We start from the raw sequence: 22,024 nt of genomic DNA, 5'->3' as shown, positions 1-22,024 counted from the left end.
TCTCTGTTTTTCAATGACTACTGTGCATTCGCCGAAACGCGAATTTCGTAGATATCGACCGGCTTTCCGGTTCCGGTCAGATCGGAATTGATCGTGATGACACCGGCGCGGCCTGCCTTCTTGTCACCTGCGAAATCCAGATCGAACAGAAAATCGTTGCGCGATTCACCCACGTCATACCGTCTGCGCCCGCAATCGCCAAAGCCTGCGAAATCGCAACTGACAGACATTTGGGTTATCTTGCCGCCATCGGCCTTGGCGATGATATCGAATGTGGCTGTCTTGCCAGCGAGCTGGTCCAGAATGCCTTCGCCAACATCGAAGGTAACCGTATCGCCTTCACCGGAAGATTTCACGCGTGCAAAGCTGCTCGGGCCATCACGCAGGATTTCTGCGGTGGCGCGCCCTTGCACCGACATGCGTGTCGCTTCAGACGGCTGGAAAATGGTAATCCACTTCGCCCCGCCCGGCTCTTCACCATCCTTCAGCGGCGCGCCGCTTCCATCGCTGTGCAGCGGACTGCTGGATGGACCACGGCTCAAATCGATGAAGCTGCTATAAAGCGAATAGCCGATCATGACGGCGACAAACAGCACCAGCGCCGGAATGCCATAGCTGTAGAAGGGCGAATGCCGCTTCTTCTTGCCGCGCTTTTCCTTGCGCGAGACACCGCCTTCATAGCCGAGATCGGCGCTTCCGCCCTTTTTCTTCGTGGATCGGGAACGTATATCGCCGGTATCGAGCGCCGGAGCACTGCCCACAGCAGCACCCAGGACAGGATCATCGCGATGCGGCGCATCCAGCGATGGCTCTGCCTTGTCTTCATTCTGGCGCGGGGCGGAGAATTCCTGCTCGATGCTGGAAATGGCATCCTTCAGCTTCTGGCGGCGCTGTTCTTTTTGGGCGTCGCTCAAAGCAGTGTTGGCCGCGAGCGCGCGCTCATGGGCACCCCATGCGGATTCGTATATACGCTGACGGGTCGCAGGGTTATAAGCATCCGCTTTGGCAAATGCGTTTCTGATAGCGCGTTCTATACTATCCAAAGGCCACTCGTCCCCGTGTTCGCGTTTCCCGCCTGTGCTTATTCCTAAAGTTCCAAACCGACTTTCAGAAAGCGGCTTTTTCCAAGCCTCAGCGAATTTAACGTCTGAATCAAGGCATTTAGCCGTTCAATAACTGATTTGGCTACCTGATAAGACCCGCCTCGTTGCCAAATATCGACTTTCACCGTGCTTTTCCCCGAACCTTTGGTGCCGTCGCCTCACCCTAGCAGATTGAATCTGATGCAGAAACCTCATCCGACATGTGATTCAGCGACCGTTCAAGAGCATGATTTATCGGTCAGTTTCCTAAACTTCGCGGCAAATTCCTAGCCTAGCCATCTTCATGTTTTATCTCAGCTTTGTAACCCACCGGCCTAAATCGAACCGCAAAACCATGGCTGTTGCGACAGAATCATCATCCGAGCATAGAAGCCGAAGCTAAACCGAAGGCCTGACCATTCTTCGCCCGCGCGTTTTGTGCTGGCACCAGAGATGCTTACGCTTGGTTCCAAAACCGAATCTAATTTAATCTTTCGTATTGCCGTTCTGTACAGGCGTGGTAGAGATATTACGTTTACGCAAACGTCAATTTTTGAGGAGAATAATATGGCCTTGCCGGATAGTTTGAAGAACAGATTGCGCATTCCTGTTGTCGGCGCGCCCCTATTCATCATTTCGCATCCGGCGCTTGTGATGGCGCAATGCAAGGCTGGCGTCGTTGGTTCGTTCCCTGCCCTTAACGCGCGCCCTGAAGCGCAGTTGGATGAGTGGCTGGCTGAGATCACCGAAGGCCTCGCCGCTCACGACAAGGCCAATCCGGACCGTCCGGCAGCACCATTCGCGGTCAACCAGATCGTTCACCGTTCCAACAAGCGGCTGGAACATGATCTCGGCCTCTGTGTGAAATACAAAGTGCCGATTGTCATTTCTTCACTCGGCGCAGTGCCCGAGGTGAACGCAGCGATCCATTCCTACGGCGGCATTGTGCTGCACGACGTCATCAATAATCGCCACGCCAATTCGGCCATCCGCAAGGGTGCAGATGGCCTGATCGCTGTCGCAGCCGGTGCGGGCGGCCATGCTGGCCCCCTATCTCCTTTCGCATTGGTGCAGGAAATCCGCGCCTGGTTTGATGGCCCACTGCTTCTTTCCGGTGCCATCGCCAATGGCCGTTCGATTCTGGCTGCGCAGGCCATGGGCGCAGACCTCGCCTATATCGGCTCACCCTTCATCGCGACGACGGAAGCCCGCGCGGTTGATGCCTACAAGCAGATGATTGTCGATTCGACGGCGGCCGATATCGTCTATTCGAACTATTTTACCGGCATCGCAGGCAATTATCTGAAGCCCTCCATCACCCAGTCCGGCCTTGACCCAGACAATCTGCCGGAAGCCGATGCATCGAAGATGGATTTTGATCAGGCGCACAAAGAAGGCGCGAAAGCGTGGAAGGATATCTGGGGCTGCGGACAGGGCATCGGCGCCATTCATGAGGTTGCACCGGCGGCCACGCTGATCGACCGTCTGGAGCGGGAATATAAGGAAGCGCGCAGTCAACTCTGCGCTGGCGCATAAGGCACATTGCCAGCGCGTTTCGAACAGGGCCTCTCCGATGGAAGGCCCTGTTTTCACAAGGTTTGAAACAATCTGACCGTTTTTCGATTTCGGCCTTGCTTTCCGTTCTGCTTTTGGTTATCAGCGCACCGTCCAGACGGAAACGAATGGAATCTCTTAACGGAGTTGGAACGAAGGTTCCCGGGCCGCTTTAGCTCAGTCGGTAGAGCACATCATTCGTAATGATGGGGTCAGGTGTTCGAGTCACCTAAGCGGCACCAGCTATTCAATAAATTAGCTTCCACTAATATTATCAACAAATATTCTGCTCTTCCAGAACGGCGTCGCCTTCTCTACAAAAAACGCTCACTCCATAGCTGAAAGCGCTCTTGTCGCCTCTTTCAGCCGCCGCGCCATTTGAATGGCTTCGGAACGTAATCGAAACACGTTCGTTTACTGAGGCCTTCACCTCAAAGCGACGAGAAACATGGATCAGCTTCAAACCGCGCTTCAAGAGGCGCTAAAGTCCGACAATTTCAACGTTTGGCCACACGTCATCGCCTTGGCAGCCGCATACATTCTGGCGCTGCCGATAGGCTGGCATCGAGAACGAGAAGAACGAAGCGCTGGCCTTCGAACATTTCCGCTCGTGGCAGTGGCCAGCTGCGGCTTTATCCAGGCAACAGAAGGGATTACGACCGACAATCCCGAAGCGCTCGCCCGCATTATTGAGGGCGTCATCACAGGAATGGGCTTTATCGGCGGAGGCGCCATCCTTCGTTTAAGCTCGTCGGTGAAAGGTACCGCCACCGCCGCCAGCCTTTGGGCGACAGGTGCCATTGGCATTGCGTGCGCTGTAAATGCCTTTGACGTTGCAGTTATTGTGATGGCCTTTGCGCTGCTTACGCTCGTTCTTTTCTCGAATGGAAAATCGACCGCCCCACAGGGCGACACCGGGGATGAGCAATAACAACAAGGCCGTCTTCCCGTCATTTTACCTCAGATTTTCACCGCGCAGGGTTCCATGAGGGCGTTCATATAATGTCCGTTCGAGAGAAACAATTTGGCGCCAGCGGTGTTGTAACACCAACCGCGTATAAGCGTGGTGGAACATGCGGGAGCGGACAGTGGCTCAAAACAGCAGGGATCCGGAGGGAAGAATGGCGACCACCTATAAAACATTGAGATGCGGAAACGGCACCTGGTCAGTGGTGGATGGGGCAACCCAGCGCCCCATCACATTCAAAGGTCGGCTGCAAATCGCGTTGACAGAGGATGCCGCCCAAGCTGCCTTTACGATCCTTGAGCGTGTTCAACAAGAAAGAGAGCTACAGGCACAGGACGGGCGGCAGATGTAACGAATGGAGGCCCCTATGATTGAAAACGGATTTGATGTTCGGCGGGAGCACGACGGCACTTGGTCCGTTTTTGATAAGTTCAGCGGTGAAGTTGTTTCAATTGAGGGGCACGTTCAGGCGCGGTTGACTGAGACGGAGGCCAGAGATGCGCTCGATCTGCTCATTCGCAAATATATGGTTCGCCATCACGAAGATGGCAGCGGGCGACTGCCCTGAACGTCATTTTGTAGCAGGAGAGAGACATGAGTGGCGAACTTGAAAAGCAGCTCGAGATTGAAGAACTCGCGAAGCAATTATTTGATCGCGAAAACCCGGATCCTGATCTGGACTGGGATTCAACCGTTGGCAAAATCGTCAGCGGTGCCAGTGTGAGCGGCGGGGTCTCCGACGAAGTGAAAGACAACTACAGAGCAAGAGCTGCGCAGATACTCAAAGATCAGCCAGAGCACAAAGACAGCTAGGTTTACCGAACGATTAATGCTCATTTCGATGACCGACCGGTTATCCATTACTCTCTGCCATGGCCAAACGGCAAAGGTGCACTAGTTTAGGAACGGCAATCGCATTGGCAATTTGCTGAATTCATATGAAGCTAAAGCAGAGGAAATCGCTATGCAGCACAGAATTCACGAGAATATGGAAGTGATCGGCGCAGACGGTGTGCATGTCGGAACAGTGGATCGGCTGGAAGGAAACCGGATCAAGCTGAAGAAGTCCGATAATTCCGGACAGCACGCCGACCATCATCACTATATTGAGTTGGGCTTCGTCGCCGATATCGAAAGCGACAAAGTCAGGCTTTCGGCAAATGCCGATGTCGCTGTCACGCTTGAGGAAGAAGCCTCAGGCCGCCCGGTCGATCTGTAAACGCGATAACAGGAGAAGCCGGACGAGATGCCCGGCTTCGACCTGATGCTAGCCGCGTGGAAAACGCTGGTTATCCTCCAGCACGTTCAGGTCCATGTGGTTTCGCATATAGCGTTCGGATGCCTTTTGCAGCGGCTGGTAATCCCACGGGTAATAAGCGCCGTTGCGCAGGGCCGGATAGACCACATTGCGGCGGGCCTGGCTTGCGCGAACATTCGCATCGTAGAGTTCGAGGTTCCAGCGCCCCTGTGCCTTGTCCATCAGTTGTTCGAGCATCGCGCGATGCTCCGGGCACTTTGCCAAATTTTGCAGTTCATCCGGGTCGTCAGCGAGATTGTACAATTGCGGTGGATCGACATGACAGAGATTGAGCTTCCATGGCCCGTCACGCAGTGAAACCATCGGCGCGATCGTACCTTCAGCCGCATATTCACACGGCACCGCGCCGCGTTCCTTTGCACCCGAAGCGACTTCCAGCAGTGAAACGCCATCCGTCCACGGCATGATGCCATTGAGGTCGATGCCGGCAAGATCCGCAAGCGTGGGTAGCACATCAAGCGTTGACGCAGGCGTATTGATAAGGCCCGCAGGCATCTGCGGAGCGGCGATCATCAACGGCACCCGTGCTGAACCTTCGAAGAAGCTCATCTTGAACCACATGCCGCGTTCACCAAGCATATCGCCATGATCCGAGGTGAAGATGACGATCGTATCATCCGCCATGTTACAGCGCTCGATCACGTCCAGGAGGCCGCCGATCTTCTCATCGACGTAGCAAATATTGGCGAAATAAGCCTGTCGCGCCGCCCTGATCTGCTCGCGCGTCAGCTCATAATCCTCAGCCTTGCAGGCACGAAGCAGCCGCTCGCTATGGGGATCGATTTCGCCCTCCGGCAGAGGTCCGATCTTCGGATCGAGTTCCGGTATATCCGCATAGAGGTCGAAGAAGCGCTTGCGCGCAACATAGGGATCGTGCGGGTGAGTGAAGCTGACCGTCAGGCACCACGGACGCTTATCATGACCGCGTGCCAGATCGTAAAGCTTTGCTTCGGCCTGATAGGCAACTTCGTCATCATATTCGAGCTGGTTGGTGATTTCCGCAGAACCGGCCCCGGTGATGGAACCCAGATTGTGATACCACCAGTCGATGCGCTCTCCGGGCTTGCGATAATCGGGCGTCCAGCCAAAATCGGCGGGGTAAATATCCGTCGTCAGGCGCTGTTCGAAGCCGTGCAGCTGATCCGGGCCGACAAAATGCATCTTGCCGGAAAGCGCTGTCTGATAACCGGCATTGCGCAAATGATGCGCATAGGTTGGAATTTCGGACGAGAATTCGGCTGCATTATCATAAACGCCGGTGCGGAACGGCAATTGGCCCGACATCAACGAGGCACGAGCCGGAGCGCAAAGCGGGCTCGCCGTGTAGCAATTGGCAAAACGGGTCGAGCGTTTGGCAAGCTTGCGCAAATGCGGAACATGCAGAAAATCGGCGGGGCCATCCGGAAAGAACGTTCCGTTCAACTGGTCGACCATGAGAATGAGAATATTCGGCTTTTTCATTTGTGCAGAACCATTTGGCAGAAGTGAAACGCGAAATGGCGGGCATCGAAATGCCCGCCTTATAGTCTTTTGCGTCTGACGATCAGAGGCCGATGCTTGCCTTGACGGCAGCAGCACCGGGTTCGCCCTTCAGCGTCGTTACGCCTGCCAGCCACTTGTCGATCTGCTCAGGATTAGCTTTCAGCCATTCCTTCGCAGCCGCAGGGCCTTCCGCACCATCGTCCAGAATCTTGCCCATCAGTTCGTTTTCAATATCGACGGTGAAGGTGAGGTTCTTGAAAAAGGTTGCAGCGTTCGGGCAGTTCGCCGACCAGCCGGTGCGGGCCAGCGTGTAGACTTCGGCGCCACCATAGTTCGGACCGAAATAATCATCGCCGCCCGACAAATATACAATCTTCAGTTTGGTGTTCATCGGATGCGGCGCCCAGGCGAGAAACACCACCCAGCCCTTGTCCTTGTTCTTGCGGTCCACCTGCGCCAGCATGGCCTGCTCGCTGGATTCCACGATCTTCCAGCCGTCGAGCTTGAATTTCGGGTCTTCAATGATCTTCTGGATATTCTGGTTGGCGGGAGCGCCGGGCTCAATACCGTAAATCTCCTTGCCGAATTTATCGCCCTGCGCGGCAAGATCGGCAAAATCCTTGATGCCTTCGCTTGCGACATAATCCGGCACTGCGAGCGTGAACTTCGCACCTTCAAGATTCTTGACGATCACTTCGGCTGCTTTGGCCTTGTCGAGATCGTCGCGGAATTTCTGCTGAGCGGGCATCCAGTTGCCGAGGAAGACGTCGAGATTGCCAGTCTTCAGGGCCTCATAGCCAATCGGCACAGACATCGTCTTCACATCGGGCTTATAGCCAAGCCCCGTCAGCAGCACGCTCGCGATGGAATTGGTCGAGGTGATATCTGTCCAGCCCGGATCGGACAGGCGGATGGTTTCGCATGCAGCCGGATCGGCAGCATAAGCCGTTCCCGCCAGCCCGGTGAACGCCGCAAACGCCAGCGCAGTCGTCTTCAAATAGCGCATCGGTGACCCCTCCTTGATGGATGCATTCCGCATCTCGTACAATCAAAAACCGTTATGGCTTGCATTTCGACTTTCAGGAAAACACCATTTACGCTAAGGAAAAACCCATTCATTTTTTATTGGAGATATAAAGGTTCTTTATGGTTTCTCCATCCTGGGATCTTGGCAGCCTTGGCGTTTTCGAAGCGGTCGGACGTTTGGAAAATCTGACCCTTGCGGCGCGTGAACTCGGCATGACGCAACCTGCCGTCAGCTATCAAATAAAACGCATGGAAGACCGTTTGGGTGTTGCGCTGTTTGCAAGGCGGGCGCGTGGCGTTGAAATTTTGCCCGATGGGCGAATCCTTTATGAAGCGGTGCGCGCCGGTCTGGATGGGATAGAAGACGCCGTGCAGCAGATCAGGCGCAGGCAGCGCTCGCCCGGTTTGCGGATCGCAACCGATTACGGCTTTGCCACTTTCTGGCTGATGCCGCGGGTGGCGCAATTCAGGCCGAAACATCCCGAGGTGGATGTGCGGATCACGGCATCCTCCATGCTGCAGCCGCTCGACTATCGCGAGGCAGACATCGCAATCCTTTTTGGCGCGCGCAATGATTTTCCCGAAGGCTCCGTCCCCTTCATCGGCGAAAAGGTGGTGCCGGTCTGCTCGCCCGCTTTTCTCGAAAAATCCGGCGGCTTTCCCTCCGGTAAGGGGCTTGGTGCTGCCTCGCTTCTGCATCTCGACACCTTGCAGGGCGATCGCTGGTTCACCTGGCAATCGTGGCTGAATGCCATCGGCGAGGAGATCGATGACGGCAATTACGGCCTCGTCTTCAATACCTATAATCTGGTGATTGAGGCGGCGATTGCCGATCAGGGCGTCGCGCTTGGCTGGGCCGGGCTGATTGATGGCGCAGTGCAACGCGGGCAACTCGTCCACGCCTGCGACCGATCGCTAACGAGCGAAAACGGCTATTGGCTGGTTTTCAATCCCGATATTTCCGACACGGCGCGGGCGCTTGCCATGGAACTGATCGAGACACCCGACAACGGCTGATGCGGCGGCAAGCGCTATTCCACCAAGCCGACAATCGGGCCAAAACCGCCATGCCAGGATATGTCGTTGCGGCCCATAGCGGGATCATAAATGCCTGTCCCGTTTCCACCATCGAGAAACAGCGCATTCGGGCATTTCAAATGGTCGCGAAACATGCGCGCGAAATCATGAAAATTCACCGGGTCTTCGCTGATGGCTAAGCGCACAGCGCCATTTTCGCAAACACCGACGCCGCTGCGGCGTGTGCGGTCCGTCGAGCCGGCAATAAAGGCCCGGTGCAATTTGTTGCGGATGACCAGCATGGGGCCTGACTGGGTGGCAAAACTGACCTTTGGCCGGCGTTTCAAAAACGTGTCGGTCGGAAGAATTCCCGCCGCCTTGTCGTCCCAGAAGAAAACACCATTCGGCCTCTTGTAGAAATTTGGCACAGGACCACCTGCACTTTCGCCTTTCTGCCTGTTGGCGGGGCGCAGTTGCTGTCCGTTCTCAATATAAAGGCCTATCGACGCAAAATCCTGCCCGTACATTCCGGCATTCAACGCGAAAACCAGTCTGCGGCCATCGTCGCTGACGGCCTTGGCAGCGCTGGAGAATGTCCGATAGGGCTTGTCGTCGGCCCCTTTCCAGAACAGCCGCAGCCCGGCGACACCGTTTTCCGGCTTGCAGATGATATATTTCGTATTCTCGAAACTATCCGCCTCGCAAATGCCGGGCTTGCCCGGTTCCTGTGCCTGAGCAGGACAGGACATCGCCGCCACGAGCATCATGGCCACAGTGGATAATCCGCGCTTCAGATAGATCGCCAATGCCGTTGCTTCTTTCTTCATCTCGCCACTATGCAGGAAATTGGGAGATTCGAAGAAGCCTTGTTATCAAGCGATCTCCGATGCCTCGTTTCGTGCCGCCTTGCGGGTCGCATAGATGAAAGCTGCGGCGAAAGTCATTGAAAGCAAAAGCACAATTGTGGGTGCCGGAGCGCTGTCGATGAAGAACGACAGATAAACGCCGATGAACGAACCCGCCGCCGCGATGACCGCAGCCAGAACCAGCATGGTGCTGAACTTACGCGTCAGGAGAAATGCAATGGCCCCCGGCGCGATCAGCATCGCGATGGCAAGGATGATACCGACAGCCTGCAACGCACCCACAATCGTCAGCGAGATGAGGCTCAGCAGGCCGTAATGCAGGAGATTGACCCGAAGGCCCACCGCCCTCGCCTGCGCGGGATCGAAGGCATGCAAAAGGAAGTCTTTCCATTTTACGCCGATGATCGCGGAGGTGAACAGCGCAATCAGCCCTGCCTGTCCAATATCGAACCACGAAACGCCCAGCATATCGCCGAACAAAATATGGTCGAGATGCACATCCGGCCTGACCTTGACATAGAGCACCAGTCCCAGCCCGAACATGCCGGAAAACACCACGCCCATGACTGTATCCTGCTTTATGCGGCTGTTATCCTTCAAAAAGCCGGTCGCGATGGCGCAAAACATGCCCGCAACGAAAGCGCCGACCGCATAGGGAAAGCCCACGACATAGGCGATCACCACGCCGGGAAACACTGCGTGGCTGATTGCATCGCCCATCAGCGACCAACCTTTTAGAACGAGAAAGCAGGATAACAGCGCCATGGGAACAGCGACAGTGGCGGAAATCACCAGCGCATTGACCATGAATGGAAATTCGAATGGCGAAAGAAGCGTGTCGATAATGTTCACTGCGACGCCTCCATGGCCTGTGTTCTGGCGGCGCGGCGTCGGCTGGCAATCATACCATGCTTGGGTGCGAAGAAAAATGCGCTCAGGAAAATCGCCGTCTGCAACACGACAATGATGCCACCCGTCGCGCCATCGAGAAAATAACTCGCATAGGCGCCGACGAAACTGGTGGCAGCGCCGATTATCACGGCGATGACCAGCAGTCGCGGAAACCGATCCGTCAGCAGATAGGCCGTGGCTCCCGGTGTCACCACCATGCAGATGACGAGGAACGCGCCTACCGTCTGGAGCGCCGCCACCGTCGATGCCGAGAGAAGCGTGAAGAACATGATCTTCAGCGCGGTCGGATTAAGGCCAATTGAACGTGCGTGGGTCTCGTCGAAGAATGTGACCATGAGGTCTTTCCATTTGACGAGCAGAAGGGCGAGCGACACGAAGCCGATAATCCCGAGCTGCAGCTTGTCGCCAGGCGTAATCGCCAGAATATTGCCGAGCACGATGGTCTGGATGTTTACCGAGGTCGGCGAGATCGACACCATGAACAAGCCGAGACCGAAAAAGCCTGAGAAGATAAGGCCGATAATGGCGTCTTCCTTCAACTTGGTTCGCTGGTTCAAAAACAGCATGGCGCCTGCCGCCAGCCCGCCGGAAAAGAAGGCGCCAATGGAAAACGGCAGCCCCAGCATATAGGCTCCAGCGACGCCGGGAACGATGGAATGGGACAGGGCATCGCCGATCAGCGACCAGCCCTTCAGCATCAGATAACAGGACAGGAAAGCGCAGACGCCGCCGACCAGCGCCGACACCCACATCGCATCCAGCATATAGCTATAGGTGAATGGCTGCAGGAGTGTTTCCATCATTCCTGCCCTCCTTCTCCATCGCCACTGTTGCGAATGGCAGTCTTGCCGCCCTGCAAGATCAGCGGGCGTTCATCGTCGCTGATAACGCCTATCGAGGCGGAAGCCTCGCCTTGCGGTCCGTTCAATACGAAATGCCGCAGAACGCCACCAAAGGTCTTTTCCAGATTTTTTTGGGTGAATGTCTCAGCCGTCATCCCATAGGCCAGCACCGTGCCTTTTATCAGGATGGTGCGGTCGCAGAACTCCGGCACGGAACCCAAATTATGCGTTGAGACCAGCATCACGCGGCCTTCATCGCGCAACTCGCGCAACAGCGAGATGATCTGCTCTTCCGTCTTGACGTCGACCCCCGTAAACGGCTCGTCCAGCAGGATCACGCGACCGTCCTGCGCCAGCGCACGGGCAAGGAAAACGCGCTTCTTCTGCCCGCCCGAAAGCTCGCCGATCTGCCGCTTGCGAAACTCGCTCATATTGACGCGGGCAAGCGCATTGGCCACCGCTTCATGATCAGCAGCCTTTGGTCTCCGCATCATGCCCATATGGCCATAGCGGCCCATCATCACCACGTCCTCAACCAGAACCGGAAAATTCCAGTCCACCTCTTCCGATTGCGGCACATAGGCGACGAGGTTCTTGCGCAAGGCTTCGTCAACCGTCATGCCCAGCACCCGGATCGAGCCGCGCGCAAGACGCACAAACCCCATGATCGCCTTGAACAAGGTGGATTTGCCTGACCCATTGACGCCGACAAGAGCGGCAATTGTGCCGGTCGGGATGCGAAAACTCGCGTCGCGCAAGGCAGTCAGACCGTTGCGATAAGTGACGGTAGCGCCATCGACGGAAATGCCGCCATCTTCAGAACCGGAACCGAAATGGCTCTGCCAGTCGGGTTGAGCATTCATCGGATATCTCTTTCATCAGGATCGAATGCGTGCCCGCCACGATGGCGGGCACCAGATTTGTAGGGATCAGGACGGATCAGCCAGTCCCTTGACGATTGTGTCGGAGGTGACGCGCAAGAGGTCGATATAGGTCGGCACCGGGCCGTCCTTGTCGGTCAGGGAATCCACGTAAAGCACGCCGCCATAGCGGGCCCCGGTTTCGCGGGCCACCTGCTCGGCTGGCGCTGGCGAAATCGTGCTTTCGGAAAAGACAACGGTAATGCCGTTCTTGCGCACGGCATCGATGACCTTGCGCACCTGCTGCGGCGTGCCTTGCTGGTCCGCATTGATCGGCCACAGATAAAGCTCTTTCAGACCGAAATCGCGCGCGAGATAGGAAAACGCCCCTTCGCTCGAAACGAGCCAACGCTTGTCCTCGGGAACAGCGGCGAGTTTCGCCTTGATCGGCTCGATTGCAGCGCGGATCTTCTGCTTATAGGCGTCTGCATTTGCCGTGTAGGTGGCGGCATTCGCCGGATCATATTTGACGAAAGCATCGCGGATATTATCGACATAGATCAGCGCGGCGGTTGGCGACATCCAGGCATGAGGGTTAGGCTTGCCGCTATACGGTCCCTCCGTAATGCCCATCGGAGCGACGCCGTCAGACACCACAACGCTCGGCACGTCCTTCAGGTGGCGAAAGAACTTTTCGAACCAGAGTTCGAGGTTAAGCCCGTTCCATAGAACAAGCTGCGCACCTTGCGCCCGCTTTATGTCACCGGGTGTCGGCTGATAATTATGGATTTCCGCGCCCGGCTTGGTGATCGATTCAACGATTGCCGCATCGCCCGCCACGTTGCGCGCAATGTCGGCAATGACGGTGAAGGTCGTGACCGCCTTGAATTTCTCCTGTGCGCCAGCCGGAGCTATTGCAAACATCGCGGTCAATATTGCCGCCAATGCTGCTCCGGTCGCTGCCTTCAGGAAAGTTCGTCTCACCTTGTTCAGCATTTCGCATCCTTCTGCTATTAAGACTTATTTGCAACTGATAATTGGACTGTCCACCGCAGTTCGAACCGGCCTGCAATTTTGGGTATAGCCCTGTTGACTGCTTATATTCTGCAATTGCAAATTATTTGCAATAAGAAATTGCAAAAATGCCGAATTTCATCACGGGCCTGGTTGGATTCGGCGCTTGCAAATCATGGAAAATACGACTGAGGGAATACTGCGGCGCAGGCCACAGAGCCGCGATAATTATTTAAAATCAATAATCTAAACCAATTACCTCATAAAACAGGACTGCCGGCGATTACATCACCGGCAGTCCTTCAATATCGTGACCTACCATTTCACGCGGAAGCCGACCGTTCCCTTATAGGCGTAGCTGTCGCCGAAATTGGCCAGACTGGTGTTGATCGAACCTTCGCCATAGAGCGAATATTTATCGTTGTTCCAGTTATAGCTGCCACCGAGACCGATACCGCCCCAGAAGCGATCATTGCGACTGGTAAAGCTGGCGCCCGAAACGTCAACTTTCGTCCCATCCAGAAACTCGTAGTAAAGATTGGCAATACCGTACACATAGGTCCGGTCGATCAACCCCCTGTCATTGTACCACGAATTCTGGCGGTCGAGGCTCAAGCCGAGACGGCCTTGCAGGCTGTCACCCCGGTTGAGACTGACTTCAGCATCGAAGACATCATTGAAGCTGTCGAAATCGACATTCGAATAAACCAGTTGCGCCTGCGGCGTCACCGACCATTGCTCGTTCAGCATGATGCGCTTGCCGCTTTCGAGCGACAGGGCATAACCGAAGCCGTTATTACCGCTGATCAGGTCGAAACCCGCGAGCGTGGACTCCAGATCGCTATCATACCACGTTGCCTGCGCCTGACCGTCGAGATAGAAGCCGTTCTCACCATACCAGGTCAGCGTGCCCCCGAAACCGTAACCATCGGTCGATATTTCACCGTCGCCATAGATCGAGCGCGTCCTGGCCTTGCCGTGCACGTAATGCACGGTCAGCCCGCCGATCAGCTTGCCGTTTTCATTCTCGACGAAAAGACCATCAAGCCCTGCCTGCATGCGGAACGTATTGAAATCGTAATCCGTGCGGGAGGTGGAGAAGCGCGGCGCCATGCTGGTATGCACGCCTTCGACACGCCCCCAGATCCCGTTGTTTTCGATCAGGACACCTGCCTCCTGCGGCGACGCATAAGGCGAGCCGACCGGGTCTGCCCCCTCGGCAACCATGATATTGCCGGCATGGCTCCAGTAGCGGTTGCCCACGCGCTGCTGCAAGGTTGGAAGACCGTTCAGGCCGAGCAGCAATTGCGGATAGGCTTCATAGACAGGAACGCCCGGCTGGTAGAGTGGCAATTCCTCGCCCGGCTCTTCTGGCTCCGGCTCCGGGTTGCCCGGTTCGGGTTCTGGTTCCACCGCACTCACTGTCGAGCGGAGATACCAGTCGCCATCGTTCGGCGTCGAAACACCGCCCTTGTAAAGCCGATAAGCATAGGCCCCGCCGACGACCGCAGGGTCGCCCTCGAACTCGTAATCGCCCAGAAGCGTAAACGAACCATCCGAAGCGCCATCGACGCTGATGATCCTGATGCCTTCGGTCGTCACGGCGCCAGTCCCGTTGACATTGACGACATCGACCAGCGTGCTGCCTGCGGTGTCGCCGGTCACAACCAGCATATCGGTTGCGGAACTGTCATTACCCAAGGTCGTGTTGAGGCGCAGTTCGCCATCCGAACCGATATAGTTTCCGTTGATGGTGAGCCTGTCGCCGACTGAAGTGCCACCGGCGTCCAGATCGATCAGGCCTGCATTGGTCACGCCGACGGCCGTCCCCGCCACACTCGGCGAGATGGCATAGCTTCCCCCGCTGGCGACAACCGAGCTGGTGCTGTCGATGGTCAATGTGCCGGTTTCCGTCGCCGAGTCACCCAATGTCAGGTCGCCGCCCATGGTGAGCTGCGAGCCGGACAGCAGGGAGATGCTTTCCCAATTGATGAAACGCTCCGGCTGTGCAGTCTGCACATTGGTCAGCGTGAGCGCGTCCGTGCCGAGACCGCCATCAAGGAGCGTGGTCGGCTGCACAGTCGTTTTGGTCAGATTCGTTAGATTGGCAACGTCATCGCCGTCATTGAGATGAATTTCACCGGCAATCGTCCCGGCGCCGGTCCAGTTCAGCGTGTCGACCCCGGCTCCCGTCAGCACGTCGCCCGTTATGGTACCGCCCGTCACGTTGATGGTGTTGACACCACCCGCCAGACTGATCGCCGTGCCATTGCCGCCGGTAATGATACCGGCGTTGCTCACGGTATAGCGGCTGCCGGCGCCGAGAACACCGGTGGCCAAAGTGCTGGTGATCACGCCCGTTTCGGTGTTCGTTAGGACTGTGCCGCCTAGCATATAGACGCCATTACCGCCATCGCCGGTGGCCGAAATCGTGCCGGAGTTGACGACGGTTTCATTGACGCCCGCCAGGACGCCATAGGCATTCAGGCCGCTGACGCTGACTGTGCCCGTATTGGTCAGAAACCCGAAGCCGCCCAACGAGCGCATACCATGCGCCGTCTGGCCGGACGTCTCAATCGTACCGTTATTGGCCAGTTCCCCCATATACTGCTTCGACATGCCGAAGCCGTTCAGCGAGGTCGTCGTGATGGTTCCGTTGTTGACGGCATTGGCGTAATCGTCGAGCAAAACGCCGGAACCCAGCGCATCGATGATCGTGCCCGCACCGATCGTCACAGTGATGTAGTCTTGTCCCGTGGTCGCGATAACGCCATAAGTGAAAGGGTTGGGCGCAGTCGCATCGCAGGTAATGGTTTCGCCCTCATCCGGCTGGCCTTCCGCCGTGCTGGAACCGGTGATCGCTATTGCGCGCGTGACATTGAAGCACGCTGCTTCGACAATATCCGGAAAGGCTGTTCCGGCGAGTGCCATCAATCCCGCAAGCGCCAGCGATGGAAAAGCCCGGCTCAATACGCCTTGCACAGTCACGGATTTCATATGGTTAGCGAGAGTACGGTCATATTTCCAACTGGCCATCCGGAAACTCCAACGAGAACGAACATCTCTAGGACTGTGCATGTACGAAAGAGCGGAAAAGCCCGAGAACAAATATCACCCAAAATGAATTGCTACAGAATACAGCAAGTCATTCTGGTGTAACGATATCCGCCGTTGAAAAGAAACACGCCCCTCAACGCGCAAATCAGTTCTTTCTAATTAAGAGAATTATTTCGAACCATTCGCCTGTCAAGGGCGCTCGCAGCAGATTTGACGCATAGGTCAATCATAGATTGTGAAACGTTGCCTGATTGCATCGGCAAGTGCTAAAATTCCCTCACTGAAAAAAATAAGACCCGCTGCACAAACCCAATTGTGCAGCGGGCCCATAGAAACTCCTGGATCTGACAATGCGTTCAGCGCATTCAGAAAATCCGCCTATTCCTTCACCGCTCCGGTCATCGACGACACGTAGTAGTCAACGAAGAACGAATAGAGGATCACCACCGGCAGCGAACCGAACAGCGCCCCCGCCATCAGCGCGCCCCATTCGAAAATATCGCCACGCACCAGTTCGGTCAGCACGCCCACGGGAACAGTCTTGTTCTCGGAAGACTGAATGAATGTCAGCGCATAGATGAATTCGTTCCAGGAAAGCGTGAAGGCGAAGATGCCTGCCGAAATCAACCCCGGCACGGCCAGCGGCAGGATGATCTTGAGCAGAATCTGCCACCGGTTGGCGCCATCCACCAGAGCACTTTCCTCAAGCTCGAAGGGTATTGAGCGAAAATAACCCATCAGCAGCCATGTACAGAAAGGAATGAGGAAGGTGGGATAGGTGAAGATCAGCGCCAGACGTGAATCATAGATGCCGAGCTTGAAGACGATGAACGCCAGCGGAATGAACAGGATCGACGGTGGCACCAGATAGGCCAGAAAGATGAACAGGCCAACCGAGCGCGAGCCGGTGAAGCGGATGCGTTCAATCGCATAAGCGCCCAACACGGAAGCAATCAGCGACAGGAAAGTCGAAGCCGTCGCCACCAGCATCGTGTTCCACAACCAGCCCGGATAGGAGGTCTCGAACAGCAGATATTTGATATGGTCAAGCGTCGGCCCCACCACCCAGAAGGGGCTGAAATTGTCATAATCCGTCAGCTGCGAGTTCGGTTTTACGGCGGTGATCGCCATCCAGTAAAACGGAAACAGCAGCACGAAGACGAACAGCGCTATGGGTATGTAGATCGTCACCACCCGCCGCGGCAGGCGATTGAGATAGGACATGCCCTGGCTGTCGTCCTTCAAAGCGGCTTCATTGGAAGGTGCCTTGGAATTCATGGTCATCTCCATTGTCAGTCGCTTCCGCCCTGCTGCCATTTGCGACGCTGCAAGCCGAAGAAAGAAAACATGATGGCGGCAAGGAGGAACGGGATCATCGCGACCGCAATCGCAGCACCCTCACCCAATTGGCCGCCGGGAATGGCGCGCTGGAAAGACAGGGTCGCCATCAGGTGGGTTGCGTTGACCGGGCCGCCCTTGGTCAGAACGTAGATCAACTGGAAATCCGTGAAGGTGAACAACACGGAGAACGTCATCACCACCGCGATGATCGGCGTCAGCATCGGCAATGTCACATGCCGGAACCGCTGCCAGCTTGAGGCACCATCCAGCGATGCTGCTTCCTGCAATGAGGCGGGAATGGTCTGCAAGCCAGCGAGAAGCGAAATCGCCACGAAAGGAATGCCGCGCCAGACATTGGCTGCAATCACCGAAAGACGCGCATTGGTTGGATCGCCAAGGAAATTGATGGGTTGATCGATGAGGCCCATTTTGATCAGCGACCACGAAATGATCGAGAACTGGGAATCGTAGATCCACCAGAATGCCAGTGCTGAAAGCACGGTCGGCACCACCCATGGCAACAGCACGATGGCGCGGAAGAACGATTTGCACGGCAGGTTTTCGTTCAACAGCAGCGCGAGCCAGAGGCCGAGACCGAATTTCAACACCGACGCCACGGTTGTGTAGAGTACGGTGTTGAACACCGACAGCCAGAAGACACTGTCATCCCACAGAAACTCGTAATTTTCCAAGCCGATGAAAATGCCATCGCGGCCAATCTTCGTGTCGGTAAAGCCGAGCCAGACGCCGAGACCAAGCGGATAGGTCAGGAAGCAGACCAGAAAAACCGCTGCGGGCAGCATGAACAGAAAGCCCAGCATGTTGTGATTATTCGCAAGGCGAGACATGAAAGGCCGTTTTATCGCACCGGGATCGCCGGATACTCCGGCTCCGGGTGAATTGGTCATCGTCATGGATACAAATCTCCAGAACCCAAAAAGAAACGAGGCGCGAAGTTAGGCTTCGCGCCTCCGCTCCAGCGACTAGACGCGATAATAGCGGTTGGCGCGTTTTTCGGCGCTCGCCACAGCTTCTTCCGGCGTGGAAGCACCGGTAACGGCGGAGGCGAACATGTCGACCAGAACATAGTCGGCCATGACGGCTGCCGAAGCATAGCCGAGCGGACCGGCATAGCCGTTCGGACGCAGCGTTTCCGAAGCGCGGGCATAAGGCGTATGGATCGGATTTGCCTTCCACACCGGATTATCCGCGAAAGCCTTGAGCGGCTGGCAGCAATAGGCGCTGGAACCTTCAAGCCAGGCGTTCATCTGATCGGCTTCCATCATGAATTTGATGTAGGCCTTGGCTGCTTCCGGATATTTCGAATGCTTGAACAGCAGAAGCGAGCTGGTCTGGTGCAGTTCTACGCTCTTGCCGACCGGGCCAATGGGGAAGTTCGTGCTGCGCATGTCAGCGGCGAATTCGCTAAGTTTCGGATCATTCTTCGCCGCATAGTAGATGGAAACGCCATTGGCCGTCAGCGACACCTGACCGGCGAGGAACGCACGGTTGTTGTTGATGTCGAGCCAGCTTTCCGTGCCCGGAATGAAGGTCGCATAAAGCTCCTTGGCATAGTTGATGGCGGCAATGGTTTCCGGCGAGTTGATCGTCACCTTGCCGCTTTCATCAACCATCTGCGCACCATGGCTCCAGAGCAGCCAATGCGCATAGTTGTTGCCGTCACCGACAGCCTTGCCATGCGGGAAGCCAGCAGGTGTTCCCTTGGCTTTCATGGCCTTGCAAAGCTCAAGGAAGCCCTTGGTGTCCTGCGGGAATTCGCTGAAGCCAGCCGCTTTCATATGGCTGTCGCGATAGACAATCGCGTTGCCGATTGCTGTCAGCGGCATGGCGATGAACTTGCCTTCGCGGGTCGCATAACCCTTGAGGCCGTCATAGAAACCGCCATATTTCCCGTCGAGATAAGTGCCAAGCTCCGTCAGATCGACCAACTTGTCAGGATACTGGTGGGCATCGTCGAACCAGCACATCACGATATCGGGGCCAGAGCCCACATTGGCGGCAACCGCAGCCTTTGGACGAATATCTTCCCAGCTTTCCTTGTCGATGCGCACTTCCACGCCGGTGGCTTCGGTAAACTTCTTGGTGTTGGCGAGCCAGCTTTCCTCATCGCCCTTCACAAAAGGCGTCCAGCGCAACACGCGCAGGCTGGCGCCCGCTTCCGGCTTATAATCCGGTTCGGCTGCAAAAGACGGACGGATGCCGAGGCCCGACAAACCCGCCGCGCCAACAAGACTTGCCGTTCCTGTCAGGAATGTTCTTCTTCTGATAGTCATTATGCTCCTCCTCCAAAAATGGGACTTGGTTACGCCGTGTTCACTGTCCCTGCAGGCGAAAACGGCTATCTGGTGAAATGCACTTTCCCAGAAAAGACACGGCCTCCGGCTCTCCCCTCCTTCAGCGTGCCTTGTATAAATTCATCCAATAAGGCGCATGCCGCTCTCTTCGTCGAAGAGGTGAACATTGCCGGGGTCGATAGAAATATTGATCGCCTCGCCGGGGCGCACATCGACGCGTTCGCGGAAAACACAGGTGACTTCCGTGCCGCCGAAATTCACGACCATCTGCGTTTCATAGCCGGTCGGTTCGATCACCACCACGGGCGCGGCCAGACCCGCACCGTCAAGCCGGATATATTCCGGGCGCAGACCGTAAACGAGGTCTCGCCCCACAGCCTGCGGATAGCTGCGCGACAGGGGCAGCCTCGTGCCATCGGTAGCCACGAACACCTGCGGGTTTTGCGGATCAAGCTTGCCCTTGATCATGTTCATAGCCGGAGAACCGATAAAGCCCGCCACAAACAGATTGTTGGGATTGTCATAGAGTTCCAGCGGCGAACCCACCTGCTCAACAATGCCGTCATGCATGACGACGATCTTGTCGGCCATGGTCATGGCTTCGATCTGGTCGTGCGTCACATAAACGGTCGTCGTTTTCAGGCGGTGATGCAGTTCCTTGATCTCGGCGCGCATCGCAACGCGCAGCTTGGCGTCGAGATTGGACAAAGGCTCATCGAATAGGAAAACCTGCGGATCGCGAACAATGGCGCGTCCCATAGCCACGCGCTGGCGCTGACCACCGGAAAGCTGGCGCGGATAGCGGTCGAGCAGATTGGTTAGGCCCAGAATGCCAGCGGCATAATTCACACGCTTGTCGATTTCCGCCTGCGGCGCTGAATTCAGCATCAGCGAGAACGCCATGTTCTTGGCGACCGTCATATGCGGATAGAGCGCATAATTCTGGAACACCATGGCGATATCGCGTTCCTTGGGCGGCAGGTTGTTGACCGGCCTGCCACCGATGCGAATTTCGCCGCCGGAGATATTCTCCAGACCGGCCAGCATGCGCAGCAGGGTCGATTTTCCGCAACCCGAGGGGCCGACGAGAATGACGAACTCGCCGTCTTCAATATCGATATTAACGCCTTTGATGACGGGGAAATTGCCGAAAGACTTTTTCACTTCGGCGAACTGAACAGTGGCCATGCATCTCCTCCCAGACTGCATTCTGTATTTTCAGAAGATGTGAATGTCGGCTCCTCACTTCCGACGCTCAGATCTTTCGCGAATATTCTCCTTGCTTTGCATGCTCTCCGCGCCGAATTCCTCTTTCGGTGCGCATTCCTGCTTTTATTTAACCCCGACCCACAAAGGGCATCTTGGTTGCCATGACGGTCATGGTCAGCACATTGGCGTCGAGCGGCAGGCTTGCCATATAGACAACCGCGTTTGCGACATGTGCAGGATCAATGGTCGGCTCTGCCGCCATGGTTCCATTGGCCTGAATGACGCCGGTGGAAATCTTCTGCGTCATATCGCTGGCGGCATTGCCAATATCGATCTGGCCGCAGGCAATATCGAAATTACGCCCGTCGAGAGCGGTTGATTTGGTCAGCCCGGCAATGGCATGTTTCGTCGCCGTATAAGGCGCTGAATTGGGGCGCGGCGTGGTGGCGGAAATGGACCCATTATTGATGATCCGCCCGCCGCGCGGGCTTTTGCGCCTTCATCACGCGGAAAGCCTGCTGCGTGCACAGAAAAGCGCCCGTGAGATTGGCACCGACAATCGCGCTCCAGTCTTCGAACGTAACCTCTTCAAGCGGCACGCCCGGAACGAGAACGCCCGCATTGTTGACCAGAAGGTCGAGCCGTCCGAACTTTTCAACAATCGCATCAAACAGTTTGCGCACGGCGACCGGGTCGCCCACATCGGCAGCGATTGGATGAAAGCTTCCACCGGTTTGCGAGGCAAGATCGGATGCTGTCTTTTCCAGCACATCGATGCGACGACCGGAAATCACGACGTGATAACCTTGTGCTCCGAGGGCTTTGGCGATAGCGCGGCCCACACCTGTACCGCCGCCGGTGACAAGCGCAATGGCCCCACTTTTCGCACCCGTTGCCTCACTCATCGCAGCATTCCTCCGTGTTGCGGCCCCGGCCTCAGAGCGCGTTTTCAATTTGAATTTTCTATTGAAGCAAGATCCTGACGATCCTCGAAACCCGGAGGGCGGATATGCTTCGGCCTGCATGCATTATCGAATTTCAATAGTGGGTCGATGCTGCGCAACCGATAGTCAGGCGCGCTTATTGCGTATGCCGTCAATTTCCTGCCGGAACCGTTTCACCCTTAACTGGTAAGGTGAACGGACCACTTGTCCATTGTTGG

Annotated in this window: 20 protein-coding genes, 1 tRNA gene and 1 pseudogene; 8 read left to right on the top strand and 14 right to left on the bottom strand. The window is 56.1% G+C overall.

Annotation, left to right across the window (positions count from 1 at the left end; translation table 11 throughout):
• Positions 1 to 17: 17 nt before the first annotated feature.
• Positions 18 to 1,043, bottom strand: a complete 1,026-nt coding sequence (locus QLQ11_RS13165; protein ID WP_109367574.1) for a hypothetical protein — start codon at positions 1,041 to 1,043, stop codon at positions 18 to 20.
• A gap of 606 nt (positions 1,044 to 1,649) precedes the next feature.
• On the opposite strand from QLQ11_RS13165, the gene QLQ11_RS13160 reads away from it, so the two are divergent.
• The 7 genes from QLQ11_RS13160 (at position 1,650) to QLQ11_RS13130 (ending at position 4,822) form a co-directional block, all read left to right on the top strand.
• Positions 1,650 to 2,618: a nitronate monooxygenase family protein gene (locus QLQ11_RS13160; protein ID WP_109367575.1), complete on the top strand. Its 969-nt coding sequence runs from the start codon at positions 1,650 to 1,652 to the stop codon at positions 2,616 to 2,618.
• A gap of 184 nt (positions 2,619 to 2,802) precedes the next feature.
• A tRNA-Thr gene (locus QLQ11_RS13155) sits at positions 2,803 to 2,878 on the top strand.
• Between the two features lie 206 nt (positions 2,879 to 3,084).
• Entirely contained in the window at positions 3,085 to 3,567 is a 483-nt protein-coding gene (locus QLQ11_RS13150; protein WP_109367617.1) for an MgtC/SapB family protein, read from the top strand.
• A gap of 190 nt (positions 3,568 to 3,757) precedes the next feature.
• Positions 3,758 to 3,955, top strand: coding sequence for a hypothetical protein (locus QLQ11_RS13145; RefSeq protein ID WP_109367618.1), 198 nt, complete (start codon positions 3,758 to 3,760; stop codon positions 3,953 to 3,955).
• 15 nt (positions 3,956 to 3,970) lie between these two features.
• The gene (locus tag QLQ11_RS13140; protein WP_235858981.1) at positions 3,971 to 4,171 is read left to right on the top strand and encodes a hypothetical protein; all 201 of its coding nucleotides are present in this window, start codon (positions 3,971 to 3,973) and stop codon (positions 4,169 to 4,171) included.
• A gap of 26 nt (positions 4,172 to 4,197) precedes the next feature.
• Entirely contained in the window at positions 4,198 to 4,416 is a 219-nt protein-coding gene (locus QLQ11_RS13135) for a hypothetical protein (RefSeq protein WP_124915973.1), read from the top strand.
• Positions 4,417 to 4,567: 151 nt separating this feature from the next.
• On the top strand, positions 4,568 to 4,822 hold the full coding sequence (locus QLQ11_RS13130; protein WP_109367621.1) for a DUF2171 domain-containing protein: 255 nt from the start codon (positions 4,568 to 4,570) through the stop codon (positions 4,820 to 4,822).
• Between the two features lie 48 nt (positions 4,823 to 4,870).
• Here QLQ11_RS13130 and betC read toward each other — a convergent pair whose 3' ends face one another.
• Together betC and choX are read right to left on the bottom strand one after the other, a co-directional pair.
• Positions 4,871 to 6,382, bottom strand: coding sequence for a choline-sulfatase (gene betC / locus QLQ11_RS13125; RefSeq protein WP_109367622.1), 1,512 nt, complete (start codon positions 6,380 to 6,382; stop codon positions 4,871 to 4,873).
• 82 nt (positions 6,383 to 6,464) lie between these two features.
• On the bottom strand, positions 6,465 to 7,409 hold the full coding sequence (gene choX / locus QLQ11_RS13120; protein ID WP_109367623.1) for a choline ABC transporter substrate-binding protein: 945 nt from the start codon (positions 7,407 to 7,409) through the stop codon (positions 6,465 to 6,467).
• A 140-nt stretch (positions 7,410 to 7,549) separates the two neighbouring features.
• Here choX and QLQ11_RS13115 point away from each other — a divergent pair, with 140 nt between their 5' ends.
• On the top strand, positions 7,550 to 8,446 hold the full coding sequence (locus QLQ11_RS13115; protein WP_109367624.1) for a LysR substrate-binding domain-containing protein: 897 nt from the start codon (positions 7,550 to 7,552) through the stop codon (positions 8,444 to 8,446).
• Between the two features lie 14 nt (positions 8,447 to 8,460).
• Here QLQ11_RS13115 and QLQ11_RS13110 read toward each other — a convergent pair whose 3' ends face one another.
• From QLQ11_RS13110 to QLQ11_RS13060, 11 genes and pseudogenes are all read right to left on the bottom strand, one after another.
• Positions 8,461 to 9,273 carry a phosphodiester glycosidase family protein gene (locus tag QLQ11_RS13110; RefSeq protein WP_371835989.1) on the bottom strand — a complete coding sequence of 271 codons (813 nt, stop codon included), beginning with the start codon at positions 9,271 to 9,273 and terminating at the stop codon, positions 8,461 to 8,463.
• 45 nt (positions 9,274 to 9,318) lie between these two features.
• On the bottom strand, positions 9,319 to 10,164 hold the full coding sequence (locus tag QLQ11_RS13105; protein ID WP_109367625.1) for a metal ABC transporter permease: 846 nt from the start codon (positions 10,162 to 10,164) through the stop codon (positions 9,319 to 9,321).
• The gene (locus tag QLQ11_RS13100; protein WP_109367626.1) at positions 10,161 to 11,027 is read right to left on the bottom strand and encodes a metal ABC transporter permease; all 867 of its coding nucleotides are present in this window, start codon (positions 11,025 to 11,027) and stop codon (positions 10,161 to 10,163) included. Before QLQ11_RS13100 ends, QLQ11_RS13105 begins: the two co-directional genes overlap by 4 nt.
• Positions 11,024 to 11,929, bottom strand: a complete 906-nt coding sequence (locus QLQ11_RS13095; protein ID WP_109367627.1) for a manganese/iron ABC transporter ATP-binding protein — start codon at positions 11,927 to 11,929, stop codon at positions 11,024 to 11,026. Before QLQ11_RS13095 ends, QLQ11_RS13100 begins: the two co-directional genes overlap by 4 nt.
• Positions 11,930 to 11,995: 66 nt before the next feature.
• Positions 11,996 to 12,922: a metal ABC transporter substrate-binding protein gene (locus tag QLQ11_RS13090; RefSeq protein ID WP_109367628.1), complete on the bottom strand. Its 927-nt coding sequence runs from the start codon at positions 12,920 to 12,922 to the stop codon at positions 11,996 to 11,998.
• Between the two features lie 333 nt (positions 12,923 to 13,255).
• A complete protein-coding gene (locus QLQ11_RS13085) occupies positions 13,256 to 15,976 on the bottom strand; it encodes an autotransporter outer membrane beta-barrel domain-containing protein (protein ID WP_371835988.1) in 2,721 nt (906 codons plus the stop codon).
• A gap of 399 nt (positions 15,977 to 16,375) precedes the next feature.
• On the bottom strand, positions 16,376 to 17,281 hold the full coding sequence (locus QLQ11_RS13080) for a carbohydrate ABC transporter permease (protein WP_171319087.1): 906 nt from the start codon (positions 17,279 to 17,281) through the stop codon (positions 16,376 to 16,378).
• An 8-nt stretch (positions 17,282 to 17,289) separates the two neighbouring features.
• Positions 17,290 to 18,252, bottom strand: a complete 963-nt coding sequence (locus QLQ11_RS13075) for a carbohydrate ABC transporter permease (protein WP_371830832.1) — start codon at positions 18,250 to 18,252, stop codon at positions 17,290 to 17,292.
• A gap of 69 nt (positions 18,253 to 18,321) precedes the next feature.
• On the bottom strand, positions 18,322 to 19,632 hold the full coding sequence (locus QLQ11_RS13070; RefSeq protein WP_109367629.1) for an ABC transporter substrate-binding protein: 1,311 nt from the start codon (positions 19,630 to 19,632) through the stop codon (positions 18,322 to 18,324).
• Positions 19,633 to 19,773: 141 nt separating this feature from the next.
• Positions 19,774 to 20,841 carry an ABC transporter ATP-binding protein gene (locus QLQ11_RS13065; protein ID WP_121538773.1) on the bottom strand — a complete coding sequence of 356 codons (1,068 nt, stop codon included), beginning with the start codon at positions 20,839 to 20,841 and terminating at the stop codon, positions 19,774 to 19,776.
• Between the two features lie 148 nt (positions 20,842 to 20,989).
• Positions 20,990 to 21,767 (bottom strand): annotated as a pseudogene (locus tag QLQ11_RS13060) (SDR family oxidoreductase).
• Positions 21,768 to 22,024 lie beyond the last annotated feature (257 nt).

Origin of the sequence: Ochrobactrum sp. SSR, assembly GCF_030067775.1 — a bacterium.
In the GTDB taxonomy this organism is placed as follows: Bacteria; Pseudomonadota; Alphaproteobacteria; order Rhizobiales; family Rhizobiaceae; genus Brucella; species Brucella teleogrylli.
The sequence above is the reverse complement of the archived record's forward strand: the minus strand, read 5'-3'. Positions and strand labels throughout refer to the sequence as shown.

Coding starts and splice junctions, on each gene's coding strand:
- QLQ11_RS13160 (WP_109367575.1), top strand. CDS start 1,650: ATGGCCTTGCCGGATAGTTTGAAGAACAGATTGCGCATTCCTGTTGTC.
- QLQ11_RS13150 (WP_109367617.1), top strand. CDS start 3,085: ATGGATCAGCTTCAAACCGCGCTTCAAGAGGCGCTAAAGTCCGACAAT.
- QLQ11_RS13145 (WP_109367618.1), top strand. CDS start 3,758: ATGGCGACCACCTATAAAACATTGAGATGCGGAAACGGCACCTGGTCA.
- QLQ11_RS13140 (WP_235858981.1), top strand. CDS start 3,971: ATGATTGAAAACGGATTTGATGTTCGGCGGGAGCACGACGGCACTTGG.
- QLQ11_RS13135 (WP_124915973.1), top strand. CDS start 4,198: ATGAGTGGCGAACTTGAAAAGCAGCTCGAGATTGAAGAACTCGCGAAG.
- QLQ11_RS13130 (WP_109367621.1), top strand. CDS start 4,568: ATGCAGCACAGAATTCACGAGAATATGGAAGTGATCGGCGCAGACGGT.
- betC (WP_109367622.1), bottom strand. CDS start 6,382: ATGAAAAAGCCGAATATTCTCATTCTCATGGTCGACCAGTTGAACGGA.
- choX (WP_109367623.1), bottom strand. CDS start 7,409: ATGCGCTATTTGAAGACGACTGCGCTGGCGTTTGCGGCGTTCACCGGG.
- QLQ11_RS13115 (WP_109367624.1), top strand. CDS start 7,550: ATGGTTTCTCCATCCTGGGATCTTGGCAGCCTTGGCGTTTTCGAAGCG.
- QLQ11_RS13110 (WP_371835989.1), bottom strand. CDS start 9,273: ATGAAGAAAGAAGCAACGGCATTGGCGATCTATCTGAAGCGCGGATTA.
- QLQ11_RS13100 (WP_109367626.1), bottom strand. CDS start 11,027: ATGATGGAAACACTCCTGCAGCCATTCACCTATAGCTATATGCTGGAT.
- QLQ11_RS13095 (WP_109367627.1), bottom strand. CDS start 11,929: ATGAATGCTCAACCCGACTGGCAGAGCCATTTCGGTTCCGGTTCTGAA.
- QLQ11_RS13090 (WP_109367628.1), bottom strand. CDS start 12,922: ATGCTGAACAAGGTGAGACGAACTTTCCTGAAGGCAGCGACCGGAGCA.
- QLQ11_RS13085 (WP_371835988.1), bottom strand. CDS start 15,976: ATGGCCAGTTGGAAATATGACCGTACTCTCGCTAACCATATGAAATCC.
- QLQ11_RS13080 (WP_171319087.1), bottom strand. CDS start 17,281: ATGACCATGAATTCCAAGGCACCTTCCAATGAAGCCGCTTTGAAGGAC.
- QLQ11_RS13075 (WP_371830832.1), bottom strand. CDS start 18,252: ATGACGATGACCAATTCACCCGGAGCCGGAGTATCCGGCGATCCCGGT.
- QLQ11_RS13070 (WP_109367629.1), bottom strand. CDS start 19,632: ATGACTATCAGAAGAAGAACATTCCTGACAGGAACGGCAAGTCTTGTT.
- QLQ11_RS13065 (WP_121538773.1), bottom strand. CDS start 20,841: ATGGCCACTGTTCAGTTCGCCGAAGTGAAAAAGTCTTTCGGCAATTTC.